We start from the raw sequence: 24,505 nt of genomic DNA, 5'->3' as shown, positions 1-24,505 counted from the left end.
ATTTATCTCATATAAGCTTGTATTTATAGGAGTTTCAAGAGATTGTTAAAAGATTTTCGTGGACAGTAGTGATGACAGATTTATCGATAGCAGTAAAGTCTTTGCGTAGAGAATATGGATTGACACAAGAGGAGCTATCCTTAAAGTCGGGCGTAGGTTTACGTTTTGTACGCGATCTTGAGCAAGGAAAGAAAACGCTCAGATTAGATAAGGTGAATCAGCTTCTAGACTTATTTAATTATGAGATGGTGGCAGAAATAAAGACAAAGTAAGAGTCATATGAGACGGGCGAATGTGTTTTATAAAGATGATTTAGCTGGTATCCTAACAGAAAATGATGAAGGTTTTGAATTTTGTTATTTACCAGACTACCTTTCTACAAAAAAGAACAAAGGCAATAAGTCTTACCATGCCTTTACAGGCAAAGCCATATAAGAGTCCTGTGTTATTTCCATTTTTTGATGGTTTGATACCGGAAGGGTGGTTACTTGATGTTGCTCTTCGAAATTTGGATATAAGTATTGTTGACCGAATGTCTATATTACTTGTATGCTACAAAGATTGTATAGGAGCAGTGAGTATTGTGCCAATAGAAGAAAAGGAGGGAAACTATGAAATGCTTGTATTGCTATAAGTCACTTGCTGAGGGCGAAAGAGATATGCATGCAGCTTGTGTTAAGACATTCTTTGGTACAAATCATATACCGACTTTAGATGATACCATTAAGCAACTCGATGATTTAGCTAAGCAAGTGATACAAGATCAAACTTCGTTAACAGGCGTACAGCCTAAATTGTCACTGCATTTGCAGGAATATGAAGGAAGTAAACGATTAACGCTCGTTGGATTATGGGGAACTTATATCTGTAAGCCGCAGACCACACATTATGCTATGCTTCCTGAAATCGAAGATTTAACGATGCATTTGGCAGAATTGGCTCGTATAGATGTTGTTCCACACACGTTAATGCGTATGGCAGATGGCTCTTTGTGCTATCTCACCCGTAGGATAGACAGAACATTGGGAGGAAAGAAAAGACCCCTATATCCTCAATGAAAGAGGACACAGGGCACTGTCTGCAATATAAATGTATATGCCCCAAACGCACTATAATGCTGCGTTCGCCGTCAATATTATTGGTCTACAAATTCTATTTCCTTGTTCAGTTTATCTATACGAGCCTGCAATTTGACTATTTTCTTTTCTATTTTAGTCGTCTTTTTCTGAGCATTCTTCAACTTTTTGTTAACAGCTTTTGCTTCTTTCAAAACCTTAATCGTCTCTTTTGCATCTTTTACAGTGCTCTTTGCGTCCGACGAATTAAATCCTGTTGTTACAGCATTTGCCTTTGCATTCACTTCAGATGCCTTGCTTTTGAGGTTGTTGTAGGTAGCCTTCTCTTTTTCTAAGTCGAGCTGAAGTTTGTTTAATTTAGAAGTTAAGTCCAACACTTTCTGTTGTTCCTTCAACTTATCCACTCTATTTACATCTTGTGCAAAGCCTGAAACAGCTGCTAAAGCCATTATCCCAATTAAAAATAATCTTTTCATTTCTTTATTAATTTTATTAATACTGCAAAGATAAATATGTTTTTCTTAACACGCAATTTTTTTATCCAAATATATGCTTCGTCGTTAAGTATTTAGAACAATATTGCGTCTAAACAGAATATTACGAGGTGGATTAAAACTCGATTACCCACATGAAACGTTATAGACCCGAAAATATCAATGGAAGATATGTGCCAGTTGACAGGACGGCCTACAGAATATAAGTATCGCAGTAGTTATGAGCGAATTGGTAGAGCCATACTCCGGTATTCATCTGTACCTAAGATGGATATTATAAACTTCTTTGAAGTTGTTCTTTTCTCATGGTTAACAGGTAATAATGATATGCATCTTAAAAACTTCTCACTTTATGAACCAAAAGAAGGTGTCATCCGCCTCTCTCCTGCTTATGACCTTCTTAATGCAACTATTGCTAATCCTAAAGATGATGAAGAACTGGTACTGACTTTAAATGGTAAAAAAAAAGAAAATCAATAGACAAGACTTTTATAAGTTTGCAGAGAGTATCGGTATCGGCTCTACTTTTGTAGATAAGCTTATTAAGAAATATGAAAGGTTATTGCCGAAATTATTTGCTGTTGTAAAAGAATCATTTGTTGACACATTTTTAGCAGAGGAATATATAGAGGTGATACTTAAAAGAATTTCAAAGCTTAATCAGTAAGTTTAATTCTTTTGCTTTCTTTCTTGCAAGAGCTATGTTTTTTATATTCATGTATTTGTCTACCTCTGATAATTTTTCTATTTTTGCACTTGTTGAAAGAGCGTTGAGGCTTTATGTATCTATAGTCTGACTATTAAGGATACGAGTGGGTTTTGGCATCTTTCTCCTCATCACTAACCTCAAATTTTAAAATTATGACTAAAGAACAAGAAGTAGAAAACGGATTGCAAATAGATATTAATCCCGAAGTAGCCAGTGGGAAATATGCAAATCTGGCACTTATTACTCATTCCAGTTCCGACTTCATCCTCGATTTTGCATGTATTCTTCCCGGCATGCCCAAGCCTGAAGTGTGTAGTCGAGTTATTATGGCTCCCGAACATGCTAAGCGTTTGTTACAAGCATTGCAAGAAAACGTGTACAAGTACGAACAGGCATTCGGCAAAATCCAAATACCTAATCAGCCACAGGAACGTACCATCGCTCCTTTTGGTGACGGAACCGGTGAAGCATAAGCTTTGAACTTTGTAAAATATAACGGCAATAGCCAACCATGACATATATTGTCCATGGTTGGCTATTGCCGTTTTTGTGTAGGTGGAATACACTCTATCTACACCATCTCTCTTGTTTATTACTAGAGATAGCGCCTGATTCCGCTCTTTTCCGATTATTTATAGTTGGCTGCATGGCCTTGGCAACTCTCCTGTTAAGGCTTTGCAGTATTGCTGAAGAGCCGGGGCAGCATCCTTGTCTCACCTTTGCAGCATTTTTTGTCTGAATGTTTTGGGATTTATCGACTGTTGACCTGTGGGGCAAATCCGTTGGTGTATAAGGCTGTAAGTTTGTGAGCTGTAGGAAGAAGAGTGTGAGTCGAATACTGAAACCTAGGGCTATTATCAGAAGTTGATGGCTGCCCTGAAGCCCAAAGTGAGGGTGTGTATGTGCTCTTTGCTTGATACACTATGGGCAGGGAGAAGGTTGTAGTCGGTGAAACCGCCAAAAGCGAAGTTGCGCTTCAGCCGGTAATCGAGGCTTAGTCCGCTTCCGTATGAGATACCACAGCTACTTGGGACGTCCACCCCTCCAATGTTAGTATCCTTATATCCTATGTATCCAATCAACGCTTTTGTGCCAATACGCCAACGGGGCGTCAAGGGGACAGAGAAATAAGGGCCTGCGCTGATGTTGTAGAAGTCGAGTGTGTTCTCCGAGGCCTCTTTCTCGTTTACGATAATGTGACTATTAGAGACTGTGGCGCGTGCACCAATGCCTAGGTAGTGATTGAAAAACCATGCACCCTCTGCACCTATTGTCGTGCCTGCAGAGAACTTGTATTCTACGGCTTCGTTTACATCGTATTGGCTCAAAGGGACGTTGAAGCCGGTATAGACTCCGATAAACGAGGGCTTGCTTAGCCCTATTTCCATGGCCTCCTGCGTAGGGTGGATGTTTAGTCCTCGTTCTTTCATAATGGCATCGGCTATCCAATAGCCAAATTCCGTGGATAGAATGCCGAATCCTGCTCCCACCAGCACGTCGCTTAACCAGTGCTTGTTGTTGGCCACACGCATCAGTCCGGTGGTCGTTGCCATACTGTAAGCGGCCACACCTATCCATGGGGAGAGGTGTCCGTATTCTTTGGTGAGCATCGTGGCGGCCATAAATGCCGTGGCGGTATGCCCGGATGGAAAGCTTTGCTTGTTGCTTCCGTCAGGGCGAGTGACGCGTGTGGTGTGTTTTAAGCCTTGTACCACGCCCGTCATGAGTGCCACTGAGATGACGTTGCTTACCACCATGCGTTCCCACGACGACCTGCTTGGTACGCCGATGGCTTTGAGTCCGACCATGACGGCGGTCGGTGTTAATTGCAGATAATTGTCTAATGTGTAGTGGAATTTAGGCATGAAGTTATTGCGTAAACTTCTAAAATCGGTATCATAATGCCCTTCCAGCAGTCCGCCGATGATGAATGGGACGCCGATGTAAGTAGCTTGGAACCATCGCTGACGACCGATACCGTCAATCTTTTTCAGCAGTTGGCTTTGATGTGTAGTGTCGTTGACAGCTCGTAAAGAGTCGTTTTCATTGGTTGTTGATGCTGTTGATGTGGTAACAAACATTAGAAAAGCAATGAATGTAATTGTCTTTCTGAGTGTCTTCTTTTGATTTTTTCCCATTTCTGTGATAAATACTGTCTGTCCGCTGTTATTACTTGTTCGTTTATGCTTCACTGAACATTCCGCTGATAGATGTCAGATAGAGGTTGTTGTGTCGTATGTCCGGTGTGCTTCTGGGCTTAAACGCGGCAGCGTGTGTTTGAAACTGCAAAATTACAAGATGTTATTGAGAAAATGGTAAAGGAGAATGTAAAAAATATATTTCCTTAATTAAATGCATGTTTGGTGTGTGTTTGTCGGGGAATGACTACCTTTGTAATACTTTTCAAAGTGAACGTAGGATATGTATATAGTATTAGCGCTTGTAGGTCTTGTTGCCGGGACGTTCTCTGGTTCTATCGGTTTTGGGGGCGGCATGATTCTTTTGCCGGTCATTACCTATTTTTATGGCATTGAGATTGCGGTGCCTGTCTCTACCATCGCGCAGATGATGAGTAATCTTTCGCGTGCCGGCATGGGGTGGCGCGAGATACATTGGCGACAGGTGGCTTGGTTTTTGATACCGGCTTTGCCTTTTACTGCGTTGGGAGCATTTGGCTTCTCAATGATAGACAAGGCGTTGATGACCCGTATATTATGCATATTTCTCATCGTGTTCTCCATCATGAAGTTACGAGGAAAGGTTCATTTAGGTGGGGGGAGACACACGATGCTCGTAGGTGGAGGTCTTACCGGCTTGCTTAATGGTATGCTTGGTATCTCCGGCCCGCTGAGTAGTGCCGTGTTTCTCTCGCTTAACCTCTCACCGGTAGCCTATATTGTCAGTGAAGCCACGGCTGCCACTGCCATGCACATGGTTAAAGCGGTGACTTATAATCGCTTTGGTTTGATGGATTGGCACATCTTCTTGAATGGTTTCTTTATAGGCTGCGCCATGATGGTGGGTAATTTCATAGCCTTACGCTTGATACGTTATGCCCACAAGAAGCTGTATCAACGTATCGTAGCTGCCATGATGATAGTCATTTCTCTATGGTTGATGCTGACAGTGTAATTTTGGGAATTCTAGGTTTTTAAGCTTATGAGTCTTTAGGTTCGAGTTGGCTTTGGCAGTTTTACGACTTCTTAAGTATTACTATATATTCGTGACTCATGGTGCTAACCTTGGCTCCTACTTTATTGGTTGGGCTCGTTTTAGATGGCATCCGCTTATTTGGTATTTCTCTTACCAAAGTAATGTGATGCTTATATCCGCATTTTTCAAACATCTCAGCAGTAAAGTAGTCCAAAGGTATCTGCACATCTTTAACCCTTCTGTCACCTACAACATAGCAAACGACACCACCACTTCTAACAGTCTTGGCAACATGTTGTATAGATAGGTAATAGTCATTCAGAAATGATATTACTTCTAAATACCTTTTATGCTCTAAGCTATCTATCTCATCTAGCACTTCTCTAATGCTTTCCGTTTTGAATAGTTCCTCTTTACTTTTCTTTCCTCCCATTAATAGGCGATCCAAATTTCTCGCATTTTCAAAATTAAACCATTCGTTAGCCCATCTGGAGAATTGACCATAAGCAACAGTAGTGCGGCTATCACCATAGGGCGGAGAGGTTACAACCATATCTACAGCATTATCAGCTATAATATTGGATGGTATGTCATTAGTAGAATTAAAATCATAAATAGATGCTGCTACTTTGTTAGCGCATTCATTATATGTTTTTAATCCTTCCAAGTTTCTTAGTACTTTCTTCTCAAATAGATTAAAAGTATTTGGATTGAATTTAGCTATACTGTCCTTATTCATTCTATATCTTTTAAACTCGCCATTTCTAGTAAAAGAGACTTCTCTTACAGTCTCTGCTAAGGCAATATTAAAGAAATCTTTATCCTCTGCATCCTTTATTAATTGAGATAGAAAAGATAGCTTTAATAAAGTTTTCTCATCATACCAAAACGAATAGTTGGATATTCTGTCAAAATTTCGCTCTATGACTTTATCCTCAGAATAGAAAATTAGTTCAGACTGCATGACTCTAAACTGCCTTAAAACAGACTCGTAATTATAATGAGTGGTCTTTACTTTTCCCATTAATCTAGCCAATGGATTTAAATCCGCACCAATAGAATCTATACCGGCTAAGGAGGCTTCTACTAGAGTTGTACCACTACCCATGTAAGGATCGAATATAAGCCTTAACCTTCCTTCAGGCTTATACTCTTCTATAAGTGTCCTGGCTATCTGTGGAATCATCATAGCCGGATAATTGTGATAACAATGGGTAAACTCTTTTGTATTAGCTTCCTTAAAGCTCCATCTATCATCTATTTTCCGTTTATACATCTTGTTATTGTTGTTGACTTTTAATATGAGAGTACAAAATTATTAAATACTTTCAAAATGAGAGCATGGTGAAAAGTGTATTTCAATAAATTTGTAGCAAAATTAGTAAAAACTATGGTTAAATCAGAATACCAGCAAGTAATAGTATCAAAATTACGAAAATTAAGAGAGGAAAGAGGATATAGCCAGCAGAAAGTTGGTTCTATTCTAGGGATTAGTAATGGACAAATCGGTAATATTGAAAGTCTAAATAGGCCTCATAAATACACTTTAAGCCAAATAAGGGCTTTATGTAAATGTTATAATATACGGATAGAGCAACTATTCTTGGAAGATGCTGATTATGAAAACAGTGATATAATAAAAATACTCATAGATAAAATTATTGATTATGGAGAATAAAGATTTTATGATAGAAAGATTTAGAGAAGTTAAAGCGCTGGGGTATGTCCCTAGTAACAGGAAAAATAACACAGGCATAGGTAAGACATTTGAGGATTATGTAGGAGTTGTAGAAAATAACTTAGATGACCCCGATTTGGCAGGTTATGAAATCAAGTCGCATAGAGAAGAGGCTACATCGTATGTAACTCTTTTTACAAAGGCTCCCTCATTCCCTAGAGGGGCTAACACCTACTTAAGAAATAGATATGGTGTACCTTATGAGGAAATAGAGAAAGCCGGTTTGAAAAGGTTGCATACATCTATGTTTGCTAATAGTTTTAATACCTTTGCTGGTAAGTTATCTTTCAAACTTATAAATGACAGAGGGCAAAGGACTATTAAAATCGGTGTATACGATTTAGAGCATCATCTACTGGATAGCAGTGTCGGCTATAACTATGACGCTTTAGACAGGATACTAAAGAATAAACTACATAATCTTTTCTATGTGAGTGCAGAAAGAAAGTTTGAAGATGATACAGAACATTTCTACTTTAATAAAGCGGAGATATATACTAATCCTGCATTTAGTAAGTTTTTAGACCTGATAGACGATGGCATGATTATGTTTGATATAAGGATAGGTAGTTATGCAAATGGTAAAACGCATGACCATGGAAGCGGATTTAGAATATTACAGCCAAATATAAAATTACTATATGCTGATAAAGAAAATGTAGAATAAAGGGTTGGTTTGTTGCCCCTTTTCTATCCTCTAATGATATTTGAGAGATAGAAGACTTGTTCTTTTAGCAACGTAACTCAATAAACTCATGAACTTATAAACAAAAGAACTCATATATAAATCCACATTATTAGGTATTGTTGTGATGTAGGATAGTGGCTACCTTTGCTTTGTTTTGAAATAACATGAAATAAATAGAAAAGCAATGGAAACAAAGCAGTTATCAAGTATTCCTGAAACAATGCTCATTACGTTGTGGGCCAAAGCCACGGAGACAATACAATATGGAGGGTTGATTCATGATGAAGTGGCTAAAGATATTATTGGAAACATCGATTATGACTTCTCCAAATTCAAGCATGGCAAGCTGTCGCAAATAGGGAGTTGCGTGCGTGCTGCGTTGATAGATAATGAAACAAGGGCGTTTTTGGCAAAATATCCGGATGGGGTGGTCATACAGTTGGGTGCCGGACTGGATGGAAGGTATCAACGTTTAGGCAGTCCGAAGTTGACACATTGGTTCGACTTGGACTTAAAAGAAGTGATAGATATTCGTCGCCGATTGATTCCGGAGAGTGAACGAAATACATACTTGGACTTGTCAATGTTCGATTATCAATGGATAGATCGGGTGAAGTCGTATGGAAAATCTGTCTTGATATTGGTAGAAGGAGTGTTGATGTATTTTGAGCCTGCTATAGTCAGGGAATTCTTTAAGACTGTTTGCGACCGCTTCGAAGAGGCGATGTTGGTCTTTGATATGTTGGCTCCTTTTGCTTTAAGGCATGCCGACAAGCATGATACCGTGAAAAAGATGAGTGGCAATGTGTCGTTCTTGTGGTCGGAAATGGATACGTTGGTCATGGAGGCGTGGCATGATAAATTGCATGTCGGCAAAGAATATTATATGAGCGATCACGATCAAGGTCGTTTCCCTCTTATTCTTCGCCTCATGTTTCTAATACCTTATTTTTATAAGCGTCTCAATCAGCGTATTGTGAGAATTGATATTCGATAATATGATAACCCTATGATGTCCATATTGTATGATGCTGTAATCCAAACCCGTGCTAAATAATTATAATACTGTTAATTAATAATAAAATAGGAGATTTGTAATAGCTCTGATTATACCATGTAAATAAAACGTCGTAACTTTGCAGTCCGATTATTTCGGGGATAAACTTAGAACCCCAGTGCAGGGGTGTTAATAGTGTAGCTTTTGGCCGAGCTCCATGGTTAGTGAATCGTCTGCACAGCAGCGTGAGCGTATGCTCGTGTTGTCAGAATAAAGTTTAAAACGTTTTTTAGTAGTAAAATCAAATCTTAAAATGAACACTTTAAGTTACAAGACTATTTCCGTGAATAAGGAAACAGCCCAGAAAGAGTGGGTCGTAGTAGACGCCAGCGATCAAGTTGTAGGTCGCCTTTGCTCTAAGGTCGCTAAGCTGTTGCGCGGAAAGTACAAACCAAGCTTCACTCCCCATGTGGATTGTGGAGACAATGTAATCATTATCAACGCCGAGAAGGTGGTTTTCACAGGTAAGAAGGAAACTGATAAGGTTTACACTCGTTATACTGGTTATCCCGGTGGTCAGCGTTTCAATACGCCGGCTGAACTGCGTACCCGTGAGGACGGTATGGACAAGATTCTTCGTCACGCCGTAAAGGGTATGTTGCCAAAGGGACGTCTAGGTCGTCATCTCTTGAGCAATCTTTATGTATTCAATGGTGCTGAGCATGACAAAGAGGCTCAGAAGCCAAAGAACATCGACATTAACCAGTACAAATAAAGCAAAAAGATGGAAGTTATCAATACAATTGGTCGCCGTAAGAGTGCTGTCGCTCGTGTCTACCTGACAGAAGGTACCGGTAAGATCACAATCAATAAGAAAGATTTAGAAACTTATTTCCCTTCAGCTATCCTACAGTATGTAGTAAAGCAGCCTTTGGCAGAGCTTGAAGTAGAGGGTAAATATGACATCAAGGCTAATCTCGATGGTGGCGGTTTCACAGGCCAGAGCCAAGCTCTTCGTCTCGCTATCGCTCGCGCATTGGTAAAGATTAACGCAGAAGACAAGAAGGCTCTCAAGAAGAAAGGCTTCATGACACGTGATAGCCGTGCTGTTGAGCGTAAGAAACCGGGACGTCCAAAGGCACGTCGTCGCTTCCAGTTCAGCAAGCGTTAATATGGTGGCCTTGCGCCTCCTGTTTAGTATCTAAACCGGTGGGACTCTCTTTAGTGAGATTACCCACAGGCTGATTCTGACAAAAGAATTCAAAAGAAAGTAAACAATTAAAAGAAAAAGAAATGTCAAGAACTAATTTTGACCAATTACTAGAGGCTGGCTGTCACTTTGGTCACCTCCGCCGCAAGTGGAATCCTGCAATGGCTCCTTATATCTTTATGGAGCGTAACGGTATTCATATCATCGACCTTCACAAGACTGTAGCTAAGATTGACGAGGCTGCTGAAGCTTTGAAGGGAATCGCCAAATCAGGAAAGAAAATCCTGTTCGTCGCTACTAAAAAACAAGCTAAGGACATCGTTGCCGAGAAGGCAGCATCTGTTAACATGCCATACGTAAACGAGCGTTGGGCTGGTGGTATGCTTACCAACTTCCCTACAATTCGTAAGGCTGTTAAGAAAATGACGAACATCGATAAACTGATGAACGATGGTACATTCTCTAACCTCTCTAAGCGTGAATTGTTGCAGATTACACGTCAGCGTGCCAAGCTCGAAAAGAACTTGGGGTCTATCGCCGATTTGACTCGTCTGCCTAGCGCACTCTTCGTTGTCGACGTAATGAAAGAGCACATCGCTGTGAAAGAGGCTAACCGTTTGGGTATCCCTGTATTTGCTATCGTAGATACAAACTCAAATCCTAAGAATATCGACTATGTGATTCCTGCTAACGACGATGCCAACGATAGCGTTAATGTTATCTTGACTGCTGTTTGCGGTGCTATCGCTGAGGGCTTGGAAGAGCGTAAGGCTGAGAAGGCTGATGAGAAGGCTGCTGCAGAGCAGGCTGAAGAAGCTGCCGACAAGCCACGTCGTGCTCGTAAGGCTCAGAAGGAAGAAAAGGCAGAGGTTGTAGCTGAGGCTACTGCAGAAGAAGCTCCTGCTGCTGAGTAATTAGAAATTCAAACATAACCCTTTAACGAAAGAAAATTAATATGGCTGTTACAATAGCTGACATCCAGAAGCTTCGTAAAATGACCGGTGCCGGACTTGCTGATTGCAAGAAGGCGCTTACCGAGGCTGATGGTGATATTGAAAAGGCAATCGAGCTCGTTCGCGAGCGTGGTTTGGCTATCGCTGCAAAGCGTTCTGACCGTGAGACTTCTAACGGCTGCGTGCTTGTAAAGGCTGCAGATGGTTTCGCTGCTATGATTGCTTTGAAGTGTGAGACCGACTTCGTTGCCAATGGTGCTGATTTTATCAAACTGACCGAAGACATCTTAGACGCTGCTATGGCTGCTAAGGCTCAGAGTCTTGCTGAGGTTGAAGAGTTGACATTGGCTGACGGTACCAAGATTGCTGAAGCTGTGAAATTGCGTTCAGGTATCTCTGGTGAGAAGATGGAATTGGATGGTTACAACTTCATCGTTGGTGACAACATCTATGTTTACGACCACCAGAACAAGCACCTCTTGGGTACCATGGTTCAGTTGAACAAGGCTGCCGAAGAGCAGGGCCACGCTATAGCAATGCAGATCGCTGCTATGAACCCAGTTGCTTTGAACGAGGCTGAAGTTCCTGCTGAGGTTAAAGAGAAGGAGTTTGTCGTTGCTGTTCAGAAGACTAAGGAAGAACAGGTTGAGAAGGCTGTAGCTGCAGCTATCAAGAAGGCTGGCTTCAATGCTTATATCGCAGAGAGCGAGGAGCACTTGGAAGAAGGTGTTCGTAAGGGCAACATCACCGAGGCTGAGGCTGACGAGATTCGCAAACTCAAGAAAGAAACTGCTGAGCAGAAAGCCGCTTCTTTGCCAGAACAGATGATTCAGAACATCGCTAATGGTCGTATGAATAAGTTCTACAAGGAAAATTGCTTGTTGAATCAGGAATTCATTCAGGATTCTAAGCTCACTGTAACTGACTACTTGCAGCAGGCTGACAAGGAATTGACAGCACTTGCATTCCGTCGTTTTACATTGCGTGCTGAATAAATTTATTCAAAACTGACAATAGAGGAGGATATGCTTGTCGGCATATCCTCCTTATTTTATATATACGCGTATACATGTATGCGGGTGAAATGAATCAATAATTTGCTTTTGCATTCTTTTTTTTGTAAGTTTGCAAAGATATATGATGTAAGCAAACAATAAGAAGATGAAGATATTTGCCGTGGGCATGAATTATGGCCTACACAATAAAGAACTTGATGGAACGTTGTATAAACCGGAGACACCGGTTATTTTTACCAAGCCCGATTCTGCTTTGCTGAAAAACGGGAAGCCATTTTTCATTCCCGATTTCATGGGGCGTATCGACTATGAGGCCGAGTTGGTAGTGAGAATATGCAAGTTGGGTAAGAATATATCTCAGCGTTTTGCGCACCGTTACTACGATGCGGTGACGGTAGGTATCGACTTTACGGCTCGTGAAATGCAAAAGAAGTTGCGTGATGCCAGCCAACCTTGGGATATATGCAAAGGTTTTGATGGCTCGGCAGCTCTAGGTGAGTGGGTGGAGAAAGATAAGTTTCTAGACCCACAACAGCTTCGTTTCCATCTCGATATTAATGGTGGTACTGTTCAAGAAGGATATGCCGGAGATATGCTATTTAAGATAGACGAGCTTATTTCGTATATTAGCCGATACTTTACGCTCAAAACAGGTGACTTGTTGTATACCGGTACGCCTGTAGGGGTGGGACCAGTGCAAATCAACGACCATCTCGAAGGTTATTTGGAAGAGCGTAAGGTGCTGGATTTGAGATGTAAGTGATACTTCTCCCCAACTCTCTCCCAAGGGGAGGGAGTGCAGGATAAGGGAATGATGGTTGCTTCTTTACTACTCGTAGGGGCTAATTGCATTCTAGGTCTGTGAGTTTATCTCTTTCATCCTCACCTTTTGGAGAGGATTGAGGTGGCGTTACAACTGTAGAGACGGTAGGTCTACCGTCTCATGGCAAAACCGATGGACTAGTCGATGGTTCTGCTTGATACATAAAATAAAGAAACGTGATGAAGCTATATATATATATAAGGAGAAAACACTTATCCTTTGTTAGGAGGGTAGGGGCTGTATTGCTCTTTTTCTTATGCTCGCTCCCACTTTTTTCGGCTAGCCGTTTCTTCAATCTTATCTATGAACAAGTGAAGATAGACTCGGTATTACCACGCTTCTCGTTTACCATTCCTATTGGAACAGACTACGCCGATTCTACTTATCAGGTGAGTATCCTCTATCCTGAATATATGAATATGACGTCTACGGATATTGCTCAATATAAGAAAATATCAGATATGGCATTACCTGCCAGTCCTGTGATAGAGCAACATATCAGTGTGAATCGGAAAAATGGGGAACTTATCGTGAACTTCTTGCCCCTTGTCTATCGTGATAATCGCTATCAAGTGCTTGTCAGCTTTATGCTAAGGATAGAGTCGAAACGAGTTTCTACAGCTAAGCAAAGCAGCCGGATGGTTATGCGTGCTCCGCAATTTCCTGCCTATACAGCTTCCTCTGTGCTCTCTACAGGTACTTGGGCAAAGATTCGTGTAGCGGAAACAGGCGTGTATGAGTTGACGGATGCGCTTATCAGGAAAGCTGGATTTACAGATATAAGCAAGGTGAAAGTGTATGGATATGGCGGAGCTTTGCAACCGGAAGCCATTAAGACCGACTATATTCGCCAAACAGACGATTTGCATGAGGTGCCTCTTACAATTGTTGGAGGCCGTCGACTCTTCCATGCCGTTGGTCCGGTCACGTGGAGTAGAAAAGATGCTACGCGTAGGACGCGTAATCCTTATTCCTCTTACGGCTATTATTTTATAACCCAGACTGATGCTGTAACGACAACAAAAGATTCAACGGCATTTCTCCAAAGCTTCTATCCCTCGACTGATGACTATCACAGTCTTTACGAGGTAGATGGTTATTCATGGTATCATGGTGGTCGGAACCTTTTTGATACGGAAGCAATACCTGTTGGAAGTACTAAGAAATTGGTGTTGAAAAATGAGGCTAATAGTGCTTATGGTACATTATCTGTGAATGTTTCGGCAGGTATAAGAAGCCAAGTTCAGATAGCAGTCAATGAACAAGTAAAAGGTATTATCAACGTCTCGTTGGTGGATTATGATAAAGGTAGTGAAGCAGCGGGAACCTATGTGCTGAACTCTCTTACTGGAAAAGACGTTATCTCTATAACAACCTTGTCGGGTGGTCCGGTTCGTTTAGATTATGTCTCAATGGCTTGGGCTGCTCCGAAGCCTGCTCCGCGTTTGGCTTCTCAGACTTTTAAGGTGCCCGAATATGTTGGTAAAGTTGCCAATCAGAATCTCCATGCCGATGAGCAATACGATATGGTGATGATCATTCCTGCTTCAAAGAAACTGAAGGCACAAGCCGAAAGGCTTAAAACATTCCATGAATTGCATGATGGATTGCGTGTACGTATCGTACCGGCAAATGAACTTTATAATGAGTTTTCGAGTGGTACACCTGATGTCAATGCTTATCGTCGCTATTTAAAGATGCTTTATGACCGGGCTAAGACGTCAAAAGACGCCCCACGTTATCTCTTGCTTTTTGGTGATTGCGTGTGGGACAACCGTATGCTTACGCCTGAATGTAGAAATCTGAAAGCCGATGATTACTTGCTTTGTTATGAAAGTGAGAACTCGTTCAATGAGATTACGTGCTACGTGGACGACGGTTTCGTGACATTGCTTGATGAGGATGAGGGTGGCAATCCTAAGGAGCATGACCAGCAAGATGTAGCTGTTGGCCGATTTCCGGTAACGACTGCGGCTGAAGCTAAGGTGATGGTAGATAAGACCATCAACTATATGGAGAATAAAAATGGTGGCTCGTGGCTTAATACGCTGATGTTTATGGGCGATGACGGCAATCAGAATCTGCACATGGACGATGCCAACGATGCAGCCGATTGGGTAAGAACAAACCATCCTGGCTACTTGGTTAGGAAGGTGCTATGGGATGCTTACACACGAGAAACTTCTTCTATAGGTAATACTTATCCCGAAGCTACCAAGCTCATCAAGCAGCAACAGGCTGCCGGAGCCTTGATAATGGACTACGCCGGACATGGCTCTGAGACATTAATTTCTCATGAGTCGGTATTAAGGTTGACCGACTTTGCCTCTTTCACGAATAAGAATCTACCATTATGGATTACGGCCTCGTGCAATATTATGCCTTTTGATGGAGTTACAGAGAATATAGGTGAAGCAACGATCTTAAATCCTAATGGTGGGGCAGTGGCTTTCTTTGGTACTACGCGGACAGTGTATGCTCAATATAACAAACGTATTAACATGGCTTATCTTAGATACGTGCTTGGTAAACAAGATGGTAAGCCTGTTTCTATTGGCGAAGCTCAGCGACTGGCTAAGAACTACTTGATTACGTCGGGGCAAGATTTGACGACCAATAAACTTCAATATTCTTTGTTGGGTGACCCTGCTTTGGTACTTCACCAACCTTCGTTCACGGCTAAAATAGATGCTATTAATGGTGTGGCTGCATCTTCAGACAATGCTCTCATGTTGAAAGCGGGCAGTACGGTGAAGATAACCGGACATATAGAGAATGCTCCTGACTTTACCGGAACATTGACAGCAACCGTCCGGGATTCGGAAGAACTCATCACGTGCAAGCGAAATGATGAATCGGAAGCAGATGAAGCATTTACTTATTACGACCGTACTAAGACCTTATTCAACGGTACCGATAGTGTGAAGAATGGTAAGTTTAGTTTCTCATTCGCTGTACCTAAAGATATTAATTATAGTAATGAGAGTGGATTGATTAATCTCTTTGCCATCAGTAATGCCAAGTCTAGTTTGGCACATGGTTATAATAATTCGTTCAAGGTGGGAGGTTCGGCCGTTGCAAAGACAGATTCTGTTGGACCGTCTATTTATTGTTATCTGAATACATCGTCGTTCTCAAATGGTGGAAAAGTGAATTCCACGCCTTATTTTGTGGCAGAAATCACGGATAAAGATGGTATCAACGTCACTGGTAACGGTATTGGACATGATTTGGAACTTGTGATTGATGATGATATGAGTAAGACGTATGTGTTGAATAATAATTTCTCATACGACTTTGGAAGTTTTACCAAAGGCTCTACCTACTATAATATTCCAACTTTATCGCCCGGAAAGCATACTTTGACGTTCCGTGCATGGGATACTTTGAATAACTCTTCGGTGTCTACATTGACGTTTAATGTGGTAGAAGGACTCAATCCTAATATCTTTGATGTGTCTGTTAATAAGAATCCGGCATCGTCTACGACCACCTTTATCGTCAATCACGACCGTGCAGGAAGTAATATCGATGTCACGATAGAGGTATACGACTTGTCCGGTCGTATCCTTTGGAGAAATTTGGAAAAGGGGATTACCCCCCAAGGTGCATATACCTTGAATTGGGATTTGACCACGGCTGCCGGAACACGCTTGCAAACCGGTGTCTATCTATTCCGTGCCACGCTGGGTTCTGATGGCGGTGTTACGAGCTCAAAGGCCAAGAAACTCATCGTTGTAGGCAATAATTAAGCCTGCTGTCCGTTTATCTTTCAAGTAAATTTATGAAATGATAAGAAACAAAATGAATAGCTATAAGTGTATCCTCATGGCTTGTTTGTCGCTTTTGCTGTTAGTTCCTCAAACGGCAAAGGCAGGCGATGACAAGACAACTATTTTTAATCCGGTCTATACGGCCGTCACTTCTCAGACGATAGCACCCGATGCTCGTGCCGGTGGTATGGGTGATGTGGGTGCTGCTACCGATCCCGATGTGTACTCACAGTATTGGAATCCGGCTAAGTATCCTTTTACTATTTCGCGTGCCGGAGTGGCTTTGAACTATACTCCGTGGCTTCGTAAATTGGTTAACGATATTGATTTGGCCTATCTTGTAGGTTATGGACGTATCGGAGAACATAGTGCCGTGTCTGGCTCGTTGCGCTATTTCTCGCTTGGAGAAGTCACAACGAATGATGCAGCATTGACCATTCGCCCTTATGAGATGTCGGTAGATGTGGCTTATTCATTGATGTTGAGCGAGAAATTTTCTATTGGTGCTGCGGTTCGTTGGATTTATTCAGACCTCACTTACGACTATAATGAACATACCTCTCCCGGTAGTGCCTTTGCCGCAGATTTGTCGGCGTACTACCAGACTTACTTGATGCTTGGCAGCAGGGAAAGTCAATTGGGCGTGGGATTGAATATCTCGAATATCGGTAGTAAGATTAATATGGGTGGAACCTATAATGAGTTCATTCCTACCAACTTGAGATTGGGAGCCTCACTACTCGTGCCAATCGACCAATATAATAAATTCTCGGTTTCAATAGATGCCAATAAATTGCTTGTTCCCACGATTCCTAAGCAGAAAGAGGGGGAAGAGACTGTCGATTATGAGAGTCGTTTGCAAAAGGATTATTATGATGTATCAAGCATCAGTGGCATCTTTAAAAGTTTTGGCGATGCTCCCGGAGGATTCAGTGAAGAGTTGAAAGAGATTCAATGGGGCGTTGGTGGCGAATATACTTATAATGATAAGTTTACGCTTCGTGCCGGTTATCATCATCAGAATGAAAGCAAAGGCAACCTGAAATATTTCACGGTGGGTGCCGGATTCAAAATGAATGTTTTCTCACTTGATGCTGGTTACGTTATTGCAACAGCAAAGAGTAATCCCCTTGATCAGACATTGCGCATTTCTTTGGCATTTGATATGGACGGAATCAAGGATTTGTTTAAGAGATAGATAAAGAGATTAATCAAACCACTTTTATGGAAAAAGTAAATGAAATGGAGAGATTCTTTCCCCGTGTAGGTTATGGTTACGATGTACACCGATTGGTGGAAGGGCGTGATTTGTGGTTGGGTGGCATCAAGATAGACCATGAGATGGGGCTTCTAGGGCACAGTGATGCCGATGTACTCATTCATGCTATTTGCGATGCGTTGCTTGGTGCTGCTAATATGCGTGATATTGGGTATCACTTCCCGGACACAGCTGCTTCCACACTCGATATAGATAGTAAGATATTACTGCGTAAAACAATCGAATTGATAGCCTCTAAAGGATATGTATTGGGTAATATTGATGCGACCATCGTAGCAGAACGTCCCAAGATAAATCCTCACATTCCGGCTATGAAACAATGTTTGGCTGAAGTGATGGACTGCGATGAAGACCAGATTTCTATCAAAGCGACGACATCAGAGAAGATGGGGTTTGCCGGAAGAGAGGAGGGTATGGCGGCTCATGCCGTTTGTATGATTGTTAAGAGTTGAGAAATAAGGAATCATAGTTAAAAGGTAATAGGTAAGAGATTGTGGGTATAAATTATATATTACCACTACTCTTACCTATTAACTTTTATTGTTTTTGGGTATTTGTCTCTTAGAATTCTATGCAGACAGCCTTGTCTACCATGATATCTTGTTGGGTATCAGTCAGCATACCGGTTTTCTTGTCAATACTAAATACTTGAATTTTATTACTATCTCGACATGCACATAGCAAGAAACGACCGTTAGGAGTGATGTTAAAGTTGCGAGGATGGATGCCGGTATCTTGGTATCCAATCTTCGTAAGTGTTCCATCTAGTTTGTTCACTGCAAAGATAGAGATGCCATCAGCCTTCAAACGATTGCTGGCATATAGGAATTTGCCGTCGGGGGAGAGGTGAATGTCAGCACCGCCATGCCCATTTACCGAGTCGCTTTGAATCTCTTGGAGTCGTTTCATCTCTTCTCGGCCACGCTGGAATACCGTTATTGCACCCGAAATTTCGCTCATTACATAGACCGCTCTGTCAGAATAGATGATGTGGCGAGGTCCGGAATTACGTGTTAATGTGCCGGCTACGCCCATTTTTTGCAGACTTCCATCGCCTAAAACACGGAATCTTAGTAATTCGTTGGCACTGAAGTTAGAGGCCAATACTGTTTTCCCGTCAGGCGAAAGTTTGCTACAATGTACGTGAGCCGTAGCTTGGTTAGGAAAATCAGATGAAGCGGTGCTACCCTTAAACTGCTGTGACATTGGCTTCAAGGTGCCATCATCATTCATTGGGAATACACTCAGCGAGCCACCGGTATAGTTGGCTGTCATCACCACTTTGCCATTTGTCTCTATGTGGCATGGGTCTTCACCGTTGGTCGGTTGACTGTTGAGCAATACCATTTCACCGGTTTTCATGTCTAATTTGATGGCATTGATAGAAGCAGTAGCATCCGATTTTTCTGAAACAGCATACAATAATCCTTTCTGTTGACTTAGTTTGACGAATGACGGGTTATCAATAGCGAGTGTATATAGGGGAGTTGCTACTCCTGTTTTATCGTCGAAATGAAAGGTATAGATTCCTTCACTGGTTCCGTTGGTATAGGTTCCAACGATCATCATCAGTTTTTTTGCTGGACTTTTTGCAAGTCCCAGCACGATGAGAAGACATGTTAAGAGAATAGTTTTCTTTTTCATAAGTAGACAAAATTATCTCTACAAAGATAATCCTTTTGTGTGGTAATAATACATTTAAGGAGAAAAATAATAGAAAACGCCGGAGCTTATTCACAAACTTCGGCGTTTTCTTATGTTTAACTAAAACCTTTTTCTGAATAAATGAAAACCTCACGGCCTCCATCATTACCCGTTAAACAATCTATCAATTTACCTTTAAAAACCTAATAACTAAAAACCTAAATCTATTTTATTACTACTAACCTAAACAATCTATTAACCTTTTGACGTTGCAAAGATACATCGAGTTTTTGTGTGCGGCAACAATTTCTATCAACTTTGACCGAATTACCGTCTTTTTCTTGATTTATATCAACACGTGTGTTCGCACACAATGGGTAAAATCTGTGTAATAGGCATGTTCTGTAGTTGTTGTATGATGGTTGTCATAGGGCGGTAATGGTGTATCTTTTTCTCTTATTAACCGACAAGTGTAAGAAAATTCTTTTATCTTTGCGTATAAAAAGAGAACATCATGCGCGTGCTGATAGTCAATACAAGTGAGAATACAGGGGGGGCAGCAGTTGCTGCCAATCGGTTGAAAGATGCTTTGAACAACAATGGTGTAAAGGCTAAGATGCTTGTTCGCGACAAAACGACCGATGATATCACCGTTGTGAAGTTGCCAAAGGGATTGTTGAATCATTGGAATTTCCTTTGGGAGCGGTGGGTTATCTTTTGGAATACGCATTTCTCTCGTAAGCATTTATTCGAGATAGACATTGCCAACGCCGGTAATGACATCACTCAATTGCCCGAATTTCGCGAAGCCGATGTCATTCATTTGTCGTGGATTAACCAAGGAATGCTGTCTATCAAGAATATCCGGAAGATAGTTGAGAGCGGTAAACCGATTGTTTGGACACTCCACGACCTTTGGCCGGCTACGGCTATCTGTCACTATGCACAGGGTTGTCCATCGTTCCGAACTCGTTGCCACAACTGTCGGCTGTTGCCGGGTGCTGGCTCTACGAATGATTTATCGGCTCGTGTGTGGCGTTATAAACAAGCTGTTTATGCGAAATCCAATATCACCTTTGTTACATGTAGCCGTTGGTTGGAGCAACAAGCCAAGCAGAGTGCGCTGTTGAATGGCTTGCGTGTCACCTCGATTCCCAATCCCATTGATACGCGTGTGTTCTGTATGAAAGATAAACAGGAAGCTCGAAAGCGGTTAGAATTACCACTAGACAAACGATTGATACTGTTTGTGTCGCAGCGAGTAACCGATGTACGCAAGGGTATGGACTATTTTATCGATGCCATTGATATGCTTGTTCAGCAGCATCCTGAAATGAAAGACAATACCGGGGTAGTCATCTTGGGTGGGCATTCCGAAGAAGTAGCTGATCGTTTGGCTCTGACTACTTATCCGTTGGGTTATGTGAACGATGAGCAGCGTATCGTTGATGTGTATAATTCTGCTGATATTTTTGTGCTTCCTTCGCTCGAAGACAATCTGCCCAACACCATCATGGAAGCCATGGCCTGTGGAGTACCATGTGTAGGATTCAATGTCGGTGGTATTCCGGAAGAAATTACTCACCTACAGAACGGCTATGTGGCGCAATATAAGAATACTGCAGATTTGGCTAAAGGCATCTTTTGGGTGCTTGTTGAGAGTGACAGAGAGCTATTAAGCAAGCAAGCTGTGGGGTATGTATTGCGTAATTATTCTCAGCGCAGTGTAGCTATGAAGTACTCAGATGAATATGAACAGGCGTTGGCCTCTAAACATTATGGAATATGATAACATTTACCATCGTCACGTGTACTTACTGTGCTGAACACGAGTTGCAACGAACTGTAGATAGTGTATTGCATCAATCGTATGGCGAAGTAGAACATCTCATCATCGATGGAGCTTCTAAAGATGGGACGTTGGCTATCGCCCGGAGTTATATGGAGGCTAACGAGGAGACTGGAATGCATCGGGTGGTGCTGAAATCTGAGCCCGACCGCGGTCTGTATGATGCGATGAATAAAGGTATTTTTGAGGCTACGGGCGATTATCTCATCTTCTTAAATGCCGGCGATGTGTTTCCTTCGCCCGATACATTGGAATTAGTAGCCGGTCAGGTAGGTGAGGATGAGGAGTTGCCGGGTGTGCTGTATGGCGATACCGATGTGGTGAATGATGAGGGGACGTTCCTTTATCGCCGTCGTCTATCACCACCTGAACATCTCACGTGGCGCTCGTTCCGACAAGGAATGTTGGTCTGTCATCAAGCTTTTTATGCTCGTACTGATATTGCTCGTTGCAATCTTTATAACTTGGATTATCGATTATCGGCCGATGTGGATTGGTGTATTCGCATCATGAAGGATGCCGAAGGGCGTGGATTAAGTCTTCGCAATCTCCACATGGTGGTGGTCAACTACCTTGAGGGTGGTATGAGCATCAAGAATCATCGGGCTTCTTTACGCGAACGTTTCCTGATTATGTGCCATCATTATGGTTTGCTCACTACTTATTTCATGCATACTTGGTTTGTAGTGAGGGCTGTCGTGACCTCTCTTCGGGACTCTTCTAAGAAAAGAAGTGATAGATAAACCTCACCCTAGCCCTCTCCCAAGGTGAGGGGAATACAAGATGAGGAAATGATAGTTGCTTCTTTTTTTATCTGTAGGGGTGAATTGCATTCACCAGTTAAAGAGTAAATCATGGTCAATCAGTTAGTCCGAAAGGATAGCTGCTTTTTTGCCTAACTGTATAAGATTAACGTTTGTAATTGAGAATATAAAGATGAAAATACTAGAAAATTGCATGTACAAGACACTGAAATATCCGTTATATTAGGAGAGGGTGATAAAGATTATATCAGTTTGACAGATATGGCAAGGTTTCGCGACAATGATCCTTTTGCCGTGATAGGGCATTGGATGCGTAACTTGAATACGATAGAGTATCTAGGTGTATGGGAGACACTACATAATATAAATTTTAAACCTACCGAATTCGATAGGTTTAAATGTGAAGCTGGTTATAATTCATTCACAATGTCACCGTAGAAATGGGTTGAATCAACTCATGCTATTGGTATTGTATCCAAATCTGGAAGATATGGAGGAACTTTTGCACATCGGGATATTGCCTTTAGTTTTGGTATGTGGTTAAGTCCTACTTTTCAATTGTACATAGTTCAAGAGTATCAACGTCTGAAAGAGAGTGAAACTAATCCTTTAGCTTTAGAGTGGAATGTAAAACGTTTGCTGTCAAAGACAAACTACATCCTACATACCGATGCTATAAAGAATGTCATTATACCACGGCTTAATTTCTCTGGTTATAAGCAGCCTTTTGTTCAAAACGCCGGCTCTTTGCTTCACTGCAGTGTCGAGGCCCTATTCCGCACATGTTACTGATAAAAAACAATAAGAAATATATAATAAGTTTTTAATCGCTTGGTGACATCAAAAGAATGCGTATATTTGCAATCGTTTTAAACATAAAAAGATTGTAGATTATGAAAAGATTTTTAGTAGGTGCAGCCATGATGGTTGCCACAATAGGTTTTGTTAGTGCACAACAAGGTCAAAAAACTGATAAGAAGCCGGTAAAAACAGAATGTTGTGCAAAGAAAGATGCCAAGTGTTGTGACAAGAAAACCGCACAATGTGGCAAGGATGCTAATGCTGCTTCTTGTAAGAAGGGCGACATGAAGAAGTGCTGTTCTTCTGAAGCTAAGACCACCAAGAAGTGCAATGGCAAAAAGATGCAATGTGATACAACAGCAAGGTGCGATAAGAAGTAATTTGAAGTACAACGCATAACGGACAGCTCCTCACTTTCGGGTGGGGAGTTTTTTTGTCCTGTGGCCTAAAATGAATAGTGGGATGCACCTCAACGGTACATCCCACTTCTTATCATAGTTATTAGAAATGTTATCGTTATGAGAATCGGATAATCTGTCCGAGGCGTAGAGAGGCATTCTTGCTAATGCGATTAAGCTTACACAATGTCTCTATAGATACTCCGCGCTGGCGCGAAATAGAGAAGAGTGTGTCGCCTGACTTCACCTTATAGTAACTCAACTGTGCGATACTATTATCTTTACTAGCGTTATCATCGTTGTTACTTCCTTTGACATCGGCACGGTCATAACGACCATTGCCAATCTTTCCACGTAGGCGTGTGGCTTCGGCCGATTCCCTTTCGTAGCTACTTTTCTTGAATATAAAGTAGTCTCCTGTAACGTCTTGGTTGCGGAAGTCGAAGAGTAGAGCCGGATTAAGAGCTACACCGCAGAGCCGAGTCTCAAAGTGTAAGTGTGAGCCTGTGCTTCGACCGGTGTTTCCACCAAGGCCGATAACCTCTCCGGCACGAACCACTTGGTTCTCTTCTACCAGTTGCTTGGAAAGGTGTCCATAGATGGTTTCCAGTCCGTTCGGGTGGCGAATGACAATATACTTGCCGTAGCCACGTCCTTCGTAATTCACGATGCGCACTTTTCCACTGAATGCCGACCGGATGGTATCGCCGATATACACTTTGATGTCCAATCCTTTATGCTGACGTCCCCAACGTAATCCGAAGTTACTAGTCACGACACGACTAGGCGTTGGCATACAGAAATGGCGGAGGCTGATACGGAATGAATCGGGCAGTTCGGTGGCTCTGTGGGCATATTTGTTATCCCACTCGCTATAAAGTTCGGCAGCCGGCGACTCCATTTGTTCGCGTTGGATGATACTCTTTAAAGCTACTGTATCGACTGTACGCATCTTTCGGTCTATGGGAGCTTGACGCGCCAATAGGTCTTGAGCCATTGCGGGAATGCAGGCTAATACGAATAATGCGGCAATTGTAATTCTTTTACTATTTGTAATCAATTTCATTGTTAATTCATAGGTTTAAATAGTATCGCGGATACAACACAAAACCGCGATAAGAGAGGCGATGAACCATACAA

The 24,505-nt window shown here is 41.8% G+C and carries 24 protein-coding genes and 3 pseudogenes; 22 read left to right on the top strand and 5 right to left on the bottom strand.

What is annotated here, in order from left to right; all coding sequences use genetic code 11:
- Nucleotides 1-71: 71 nt before the first annotated feature.
- The 3 genes and pseudogenes from HMPREF0671_RS03095 to HMPREF0671_RS03085 form a co-directional block, all read left to right on the top strand.
- Nucleotides 72-272 carry a helix-turn-helix transcriptional regulator gene (locus tag HMPREF0671_RS03095; RefSeq protein WP_036896659.1) on the top strand — a complete coding sequence of 67 codons (201 nt, stop codon included), beginning with the start codon at nt 72-74 and terminating at the stop codon, nt 270-272.
- 7 nt (nt 273-279) lie between these two features.
- Nucleotides 280-634 (top strand): annotated as a pseudogene (locus tag HMPREF0671_RS03090) (HipA N-terminal domain-containing protein).
- Nucleotides 612-1,037: pseudogene (locus HMPREF0671_RS03085) on the top strand (HipA domain-containing protein); the annotation flags it as partial. The pseudogenes HMPREF0671_RS03090 and HMPREF0671_RS03085, both read left to right, overlap by 23 nt.
- 98 nt (nt 1,038-1,135) lie before the next feature.
- Here the strand turns inward: HMPREF0671_RS03085 and HMPREF0671_RS03080 are convergent.
- On the bottom strand, nt 1,136-1,552 hold the full coding sequence (locus HMPREF0671_RS03080; RefSeq protein WP_036896658.1) for a hypothetical protein: 417 nt from the start codon (nt 1,550-1,552) through the stop codon (nt 1,136-1,138).
- 180 nt (nt 1,553-1,732) lie between these two features.
- Here HMPREF0671_RS03080 and HMPREF0671_RS12640 point away from each other — a divergent pair, with 180 nt between their 5' ends.
- The 3 genes from HMPREF0671_RS12640 (at nt 1,733) to HMPREF0671_RS03070 (ending at nt 2,752) form a co-directional block, all read left to right on the top strand.
- Nucleotides 1,733-2,050, top strand: a complete 318-nt coding sequence (locus tag HMPREF0671_RS12640; RefSeq protein ID WP_052052797.1) for a HipA domain-containing protein — start codon at nt 1,733-1,735, stop codon at nt 2,048-2,050.
- Nucleotides 2,025-2,237: a hypothetical protein gene (locus HMPREF0671_RS12635; RefSeq protein WP_052052795.1), complete on the top strand. Its 213-nt coding sequence runs from the start codon at nt 2,025-2,027 to the stop codon at nt 2,235-2,237. Before HMPREF0671_RS12640 ends, HMPREF0671_RS12635 begins: the two co-directional genes overlap by 26 nt.
- Nucleotides 2,238-2,431: 194 nt before the next feature.
- Complete coding sequence (locus HMPREF0671_RS03070) at nt 2,432-2,752, top strand: DUF3467 domain-containing protein (RefSeq protein ID WP_036896657.1); 321 nt, start codon at nt 2,432-2,434, stop codon at nt 2,750-2,752.
- 384 nt (nt 2,753-3,136) lie between these two features.
- Here HMPREF0671_RS03070 and HMPREF0671_RS03065 read toward each other — a convergent pair whose 3' ends face one another.
- On the bottom strand, nt 3,137-4,417 hold the full coding sequence (locus HMPREF0671_RS03065; protein WP_082721732.1) for a phosphatase PAP2 family protein: 1,281 nt from the start codon (nt 4,415-4,417) through the stop codon (nt 3,137-3,139).
- A gap of 283 nt (nt 4,418-4,700) precedes the next feature.
- Here HMPREF0671_RS03065 and HMPREF0671_RS03060 point away from each other — a divergent pair, with 283 nt between their 5' ends.
- Entirely contained in the window at nt 4,701-5,411 is a 711-nt protein-coding gene (locus HMPREF0671_RS03060) for a sulfite exporter TauE/SafE family protein (protein WP_036896656.1), read from the top strand.
- A 61-nt stretch (nt 5,412-5,472) separates the two neighbouring features.
- Here the strand turns inward: HMPREF0671_RS03060 and HMPREF0671_RS03055 are convergent, their stop codons facing one another.
- Complete coding sequence (locus tag HMPREF0671_RS03055; RefSeq protein WP_036896655.1) at nt 5,473-6,708, bottom strand: DNA methyltransferase; 1,236 nt, start codon at nt 6,706-6,708, stop codon at nt 5,473-5,475.
- Nucleotides 6,709-6,822: 114 nt separating this feature from the next.
- Here HMPREF0671_RS03055 and HMPREF0671_RS03050 point away from each other — a divergent pair, with 114 nt between their 5' ends.
- The 11 genes from HMPREF0671_RS03050 (at nt 6,823) to ispF (ending at nt 18,361) form a co-directional block, all read left to right on the top strand.
- Complete coding sequence (locus tag HMPREF0671_RS03050; RefSeq protein ID WP_036896654.1) at nt 6,823-7,110, top strand: helix-turn-helix transcriptional regulator; 288 nt, start codon at nt 6,823-6,825, stop codon at nt 7,108-7,110.
- Nucleotides 7,100-7,837, top strand: a complete 738-nt coding sequence (locus HMPREF0671_RS03045; protein ID WP_036896653.1) for an MvaI/BcnI family restriction endonuclease — start codon at nt 7,100-7,102, stop codon at nt 7,835-7,837. The genes HMPREF0671_RS03050 and HMPREF0671_RS03045 overlap by 11 nt, the downstream gene beginning before the upstream one ends.
- A gap of 205 nt (nt 7,838-8,042) precedes the next feature.
- Nucleotides 8,043-8,855: a class I SAM-dependent methyltransferase gene (locus HMPREF0671_RS03040; RefSeq protein ID WP_036896652.1), complete on the top strand. Its 813-nt coding sequence runs from the start codon at nt 8,043-8,045 to the stop codon at nt 8,853-8,855.
- A gap of 313 nt (nt 8,856-9,168) precedes the next feature.
- Entirely contained in the window at nt 9,169-9,630 is a 462-nt protein-coding gene (gene rplM, locus HMPREF0671_RS03035; RefSeq protein ID WP_036896651.1) for a 50S ribosomal protein L13, read from the top strand.
- Nucleotides 9,631-9,639: 9 nt separating this feature from the next.
- Nucleotides 9,640-10,026 carry a 30S ribosomal protein S9 gene (rpsI, locus tag HMPREF0671_RS03030; RefSeq protein WP_036896650.1) on the top strand — a complete coding sequence of 129 codons (387 nt, stop codon included), beginning with the start codon at nt 9,640-9,642 and terminating at the stop codon, nt 10,024-10,026.
- A 122-nt stretch (nt 10,027-10,148) separates the two neighbouring features.
- Nucleotides 10,149-10,979 carry a 30S ribosomal protein S2 gene (rpsB, locus tag HMPREF0671_RS03025; RefSeq protein WP_036896649.1) on the top strand — a complete coding sequence of 277 codons (831 nt, stop codon included), beginning with the start codon at nt 10,149-10,151 and terminating at the stop codon, nt 10,977-10,979.
- Between the two features lie 41 nt (nt 10,980-11,020).
- Nucleotides 11,021-12,013 carry a translation elongation factor Ts gene (gene tsf, locus HMPREF0671_RS03020; RefSeq protein ID WP_036896648.1) on the top strand — a complete coding sequence of 331 codons (993 nt, stop codon included), beginning with the start codon at nt 11,021-11,023 and terminating at the stop codon, nt 12,011-12,013.
- 166 nt (nt 12,014-12,179) lie between these two features.
- Nucleotides 12,180-12,797, top strand: a complete 618-nt coding sequence (locus tag HMPREF0671_RS03015; protein ID WP_036896647.1) for a fumarylacetoacetate hydrolase family protein — start codon at nt 12,180-12,182, stop codon at nt 12,795-12,797.
- A 239-nt stretch (nt 12,798-13,036) separates the two neighbouring features.
- Nucleotides 13,037-16,609 carry a type IX secretion system sortase PorU gene (gene porU / locus HMPREF0671_RS03010; RefSeq protein WP_052052794.1) on the top strand — a complete coding sequence of 1,191 codons (3,573 nt, stop codon included), beginning with the start codon at nt 13,037-13,039 and terminating at the stop codon, nt 16,607-16,609.
- A gap of 52 nt (nt 16,610-16,661) precedes the next feature.
- Entirely contained in the window at nt 16,662-17,828 is a 1,167-nt protein-coding gene (gene porV / locus HMPREF0671_RS03005; protein WP_036896645.1) for a type IX secretion system outer membrane channel protein PorV, read from the top strand.
- Nucleotides 17,829-17,854: 26 nt separating this feature from the next.
- Complete coding sequence (gene ispF / locus HMPREF0671_RS03000; RefSeq protein WP_232223157.1) at nt 17,855-18,361, top strand: 2-C-methyl-D-erythritol 2,4-cyclodiphosphate synthase; 507 nt, start codon at nt 17,855-17,857, stop codon at nt 18,359-18,361.
- 109 nt (nt 18,362-18,470) lie between these two features.
- Here ispF and HMPREF0671_RS02995 read toward each other — a convergent pair whose 3' ends face one another.
- Nucleotides 18,471-19,553 (bottom strand): lactonase family protein, encoded by a 1,083-nt coding sequence (locus HMPREF0671_RS02995; protein WP_036896643.1) that lies wholly within the window; start codon nt 19,551-19,553, stop codon nt 18,471-18,473.
- A 514-nt stretch (nt 19,554-20,067) separates the two neighbouring features.
- Between HMPREF0671_RS02995 and HMPREF0671_RS02990 the strand changes: the two genes are divergently transcribed.
- The 4 genes and pseudogenes from HMPREF0671_RS02990 (at nt 20,068) to HMPREF0671_RS02975 (ending at nt 23,347) form a co-directional block, all read left to right on the top strand.
- Nucleotides 20,068-21,342 (top strand): glycosyltransferase family 4 protein, encoded by a 1,275-nt coding sequence (locus HMPREF0671_RS02990; RefSeq protein WP_036896642.1) that lies wholly within the window; start codon nt 20,068-20,070, stop codon nt 21,340-21,342.
- Nucleotides 21,339-22,145, top strand: coding sequence for a glycosyltransferase family 2 protein (locus HMPREF0671_RS02985; RefSeq protein WP_052052792.1), 807 nt, complete (start codon nt 21,339-21,341; stop codon nt 22,143-22,145). The genes HMPREF0671_RS02990 and HMPREF0671_RS02985 overlap by 4 nt, the downstream gene beginning before the upstream one ends.
- A 210-nt stretch (nt 22,146-22,355) precedes the next feature.
- Nucleotides 22,356-22,958 (top strand): annotated as a pseudogene (locus tag HMPREF0671_RS11920) (KilA-N domain-containing protein).
- 101 nt (nt 22,959-23,059) lie between these two features.
- A complete protein-coding gene (locus tag HMPREF0671_RS02975; RefSeq protein WP_036896641.1) occupies nt 23,060-23,347 on the top strand; it encodes a hypothetical protein in 288 nt (95 codons plus the stop codon).
- 136 nt (nt 23,348-23,483) lie between these two features.
- Here HMPREF0671_RS02975 and HMPREF0671_RS02970 read toward each other — a convergent pair whose 3' ends face one another.
- A complete protein-coding gene (locus HMPREF0671_RS02970; protein ID WP_036896640.1) occupies nt 23,484-24,431 on the bottom strand; it encodes a M23 family metallopeptidase in 948 nt (315 codons plus the stop codon).
- Nucleotides 24,432-24,505: the final 74 nt, after the last annotated feature.

It is taken from the genome of Prevotella sp. S7 MS 2, from assembly GCF_000762865.1.
Lineage (GTDB): Bacteria > Bacteroidota > Bacteroidia > Bacteroidales > Bacteroidaceae > Prevotella.
Note: the sequence above shows the minus strand (reverse complement) of the source record. Positions and strands in the feature narration are given on the sequence as shown.

Excerpts from the sequence above, each read along its gene's own strand:
- HMPREF0671_RS03070 (WP_036896657.1), top strand. The coding sequence starts at position 2,432 with ATGACTAAAGAACAAGAAGTAGAAAACGGATTGCAAATAGATATTAAT.
- HMPREF0671_RS03095 (WP_036896659.1), top strand. The coding sequence starts at position 72 with ATGACAGATTTATCGATAGCAGTAAAGTCTTTGCGTAGAGAATATGGA.
- HMPREF0671_RS02985 (WP_052052792.1), top strand. The coding sequence starts at position 21,339 with ATGATAACATTTACCATCGTCACGTGTACTTACTGTGCTGAACACGAG.
- HMPREF0671_RS03050 (WP_036896654.1), top strand. The coding sequence starts at position 6,823 with ATGGTTAAATCAGAATACCAGCAAGTAATAGTATCAAAATTACGAAAA.
- HMPREF0671_RS03040 (WP_036896652.1), top strand. The coding sequence starts at position 8,043 with ATGGAAACAAAGCAGTTATCAAGTATTCCTGAAACAATGCTCATTACG.
- ispF (WP_232223157.1), top strand. The coding sequence starts at position 17,855 with ATGGAAAAAGTAAATGAAATGGAGAGATTCTTTCCCCGTGTAGGTTAT.
- HMPREF0671_RS03045 (WP_036896653.1), top strand. The coding sequence starts at position 7,100 with ATGGAGAATAAAGATTTTATGATAGAAAGATTTAGAGAAGTTAAAGCG.
- HMPREF0671_RS03015 (WP_036896647.1), top strand. The coding sequence starts at position 12,180 with ATGAAGATATTTGCCGTGGGCATGAATTATGGCCTACACAATAAAGAA.
- HMPREF0671_RS12640 (WP_052052797.1), top strand. The coding sequence starts at position 1,733 with ATGGAAGATATGTGCCAGTTGACAGGACGGCCTACAGAATATAAGTAT.
- HMPREF0671_RS03060 (WP_036896656.1), top strand. The coding sequence starts at position 4,701 with ATGTATATAGTATTAGCGCTTGTAGGTCTTGTTGCCGGGACGTTCTCT.
- HMPREF0671_RS12635 (WP_052052795.1), top strand. The coding sequence starts at position 2,025 with ATGGTAAAAAAAAAGAAAATCAATAGACAAGACTTTTATAAGTTTGCA.
- HMPREF0671_RS03080 (WP_036896658.1), bottom strand. The coding sequence starts at position 1,552 with ATGAAAAGATTATTTTTAATTGGGATAATGGCTTTAGCAGCTGTTTCA.
- rpsI (WP_036896650.1), top strand. The coding sequence starts at position 9,640 with ATGGAAGTTATCAATACAATTGGTCGCCGTAAGAGTGCTGTCGCTCGT.
- HMPREF0671_RS02970 (WP_036896640.1), bottom strand. The coding sequence starts at position 24,431 with ATGAAATTGATTACAAATAGTAAAAGAATTACAATTGCCGCATTATTC.
- porU (WP_052052794.1), top strand. The coding sequence starts at position 13,037 with ATGAAGCTATATATATATATAAGGAGAAAACACTTATCCTTTGTTAGG.
- HMPREF0671_RS02990 (WP_036896642.1), top strand. The coding sequence starts at position 20,068 with ATGCGCGTGCTGATAGTCAATACAAGTGAGAATACAGGGGGGGCAGCA.
- rplM (WP_036896651.1), top strand. The coding sequence starts at position 9,169 with ATGAACACTTTAAGTTACAAGACTATTTCCGTGAATAAGGAAACAGCC.
- porV (WP_036896645.1), top strand. The coding sequence starts at position 16,662 with ATGAATAGCTATAAGTGTATCCTCATGGCTTGTTTGTCGCTTTTGCTG.
- HMPREF0671_RS02975 (WP_036896641.1), top strand. The coding sequence starts at position 23,060 with ATGAAAAGATTTTTAGTAGGTGCAGCCATGATGGTTGCCACAATAGGT.
- HMPREF0671_RS02995 (WP_036896643.1), bottom strand. The coding sequence starts at position 19,553 with ATGAAAAAGAAAACTATTCTCTTAACATGTCTTCTCATCGTGCTGGGA.
- tsf (WP_036896648.1), top strand. The coding sequence starts at position 11,021 with ATGGCTGTTACAATAGCTGACATCCAGAAGCTTCGTAAAATGACCGGT.
- HMPREF0671_RS03065 (WP_082721732.1), bottom strand. The coding sequence starts at position 4,417 with ATGGGAAAAAATCAAAAGAAGACACTCAGAAAGACAATTACATTCATT.
- HMPREF0671_RS03055 (WP_036896655.1), bottom strand. The coding sequence starts at position 6,708 with ATGTATAAACGGAAAATAGATGATAGATGGAGCTTTAAGGAAGCTAAT.
- rpsB (WP_036896649.1), top strand. The coding sequence starts at position 10,149 with ATGTCAAGAACTAATTTTGACCAATTACTAGAGGCTGGCTGTCACTTT.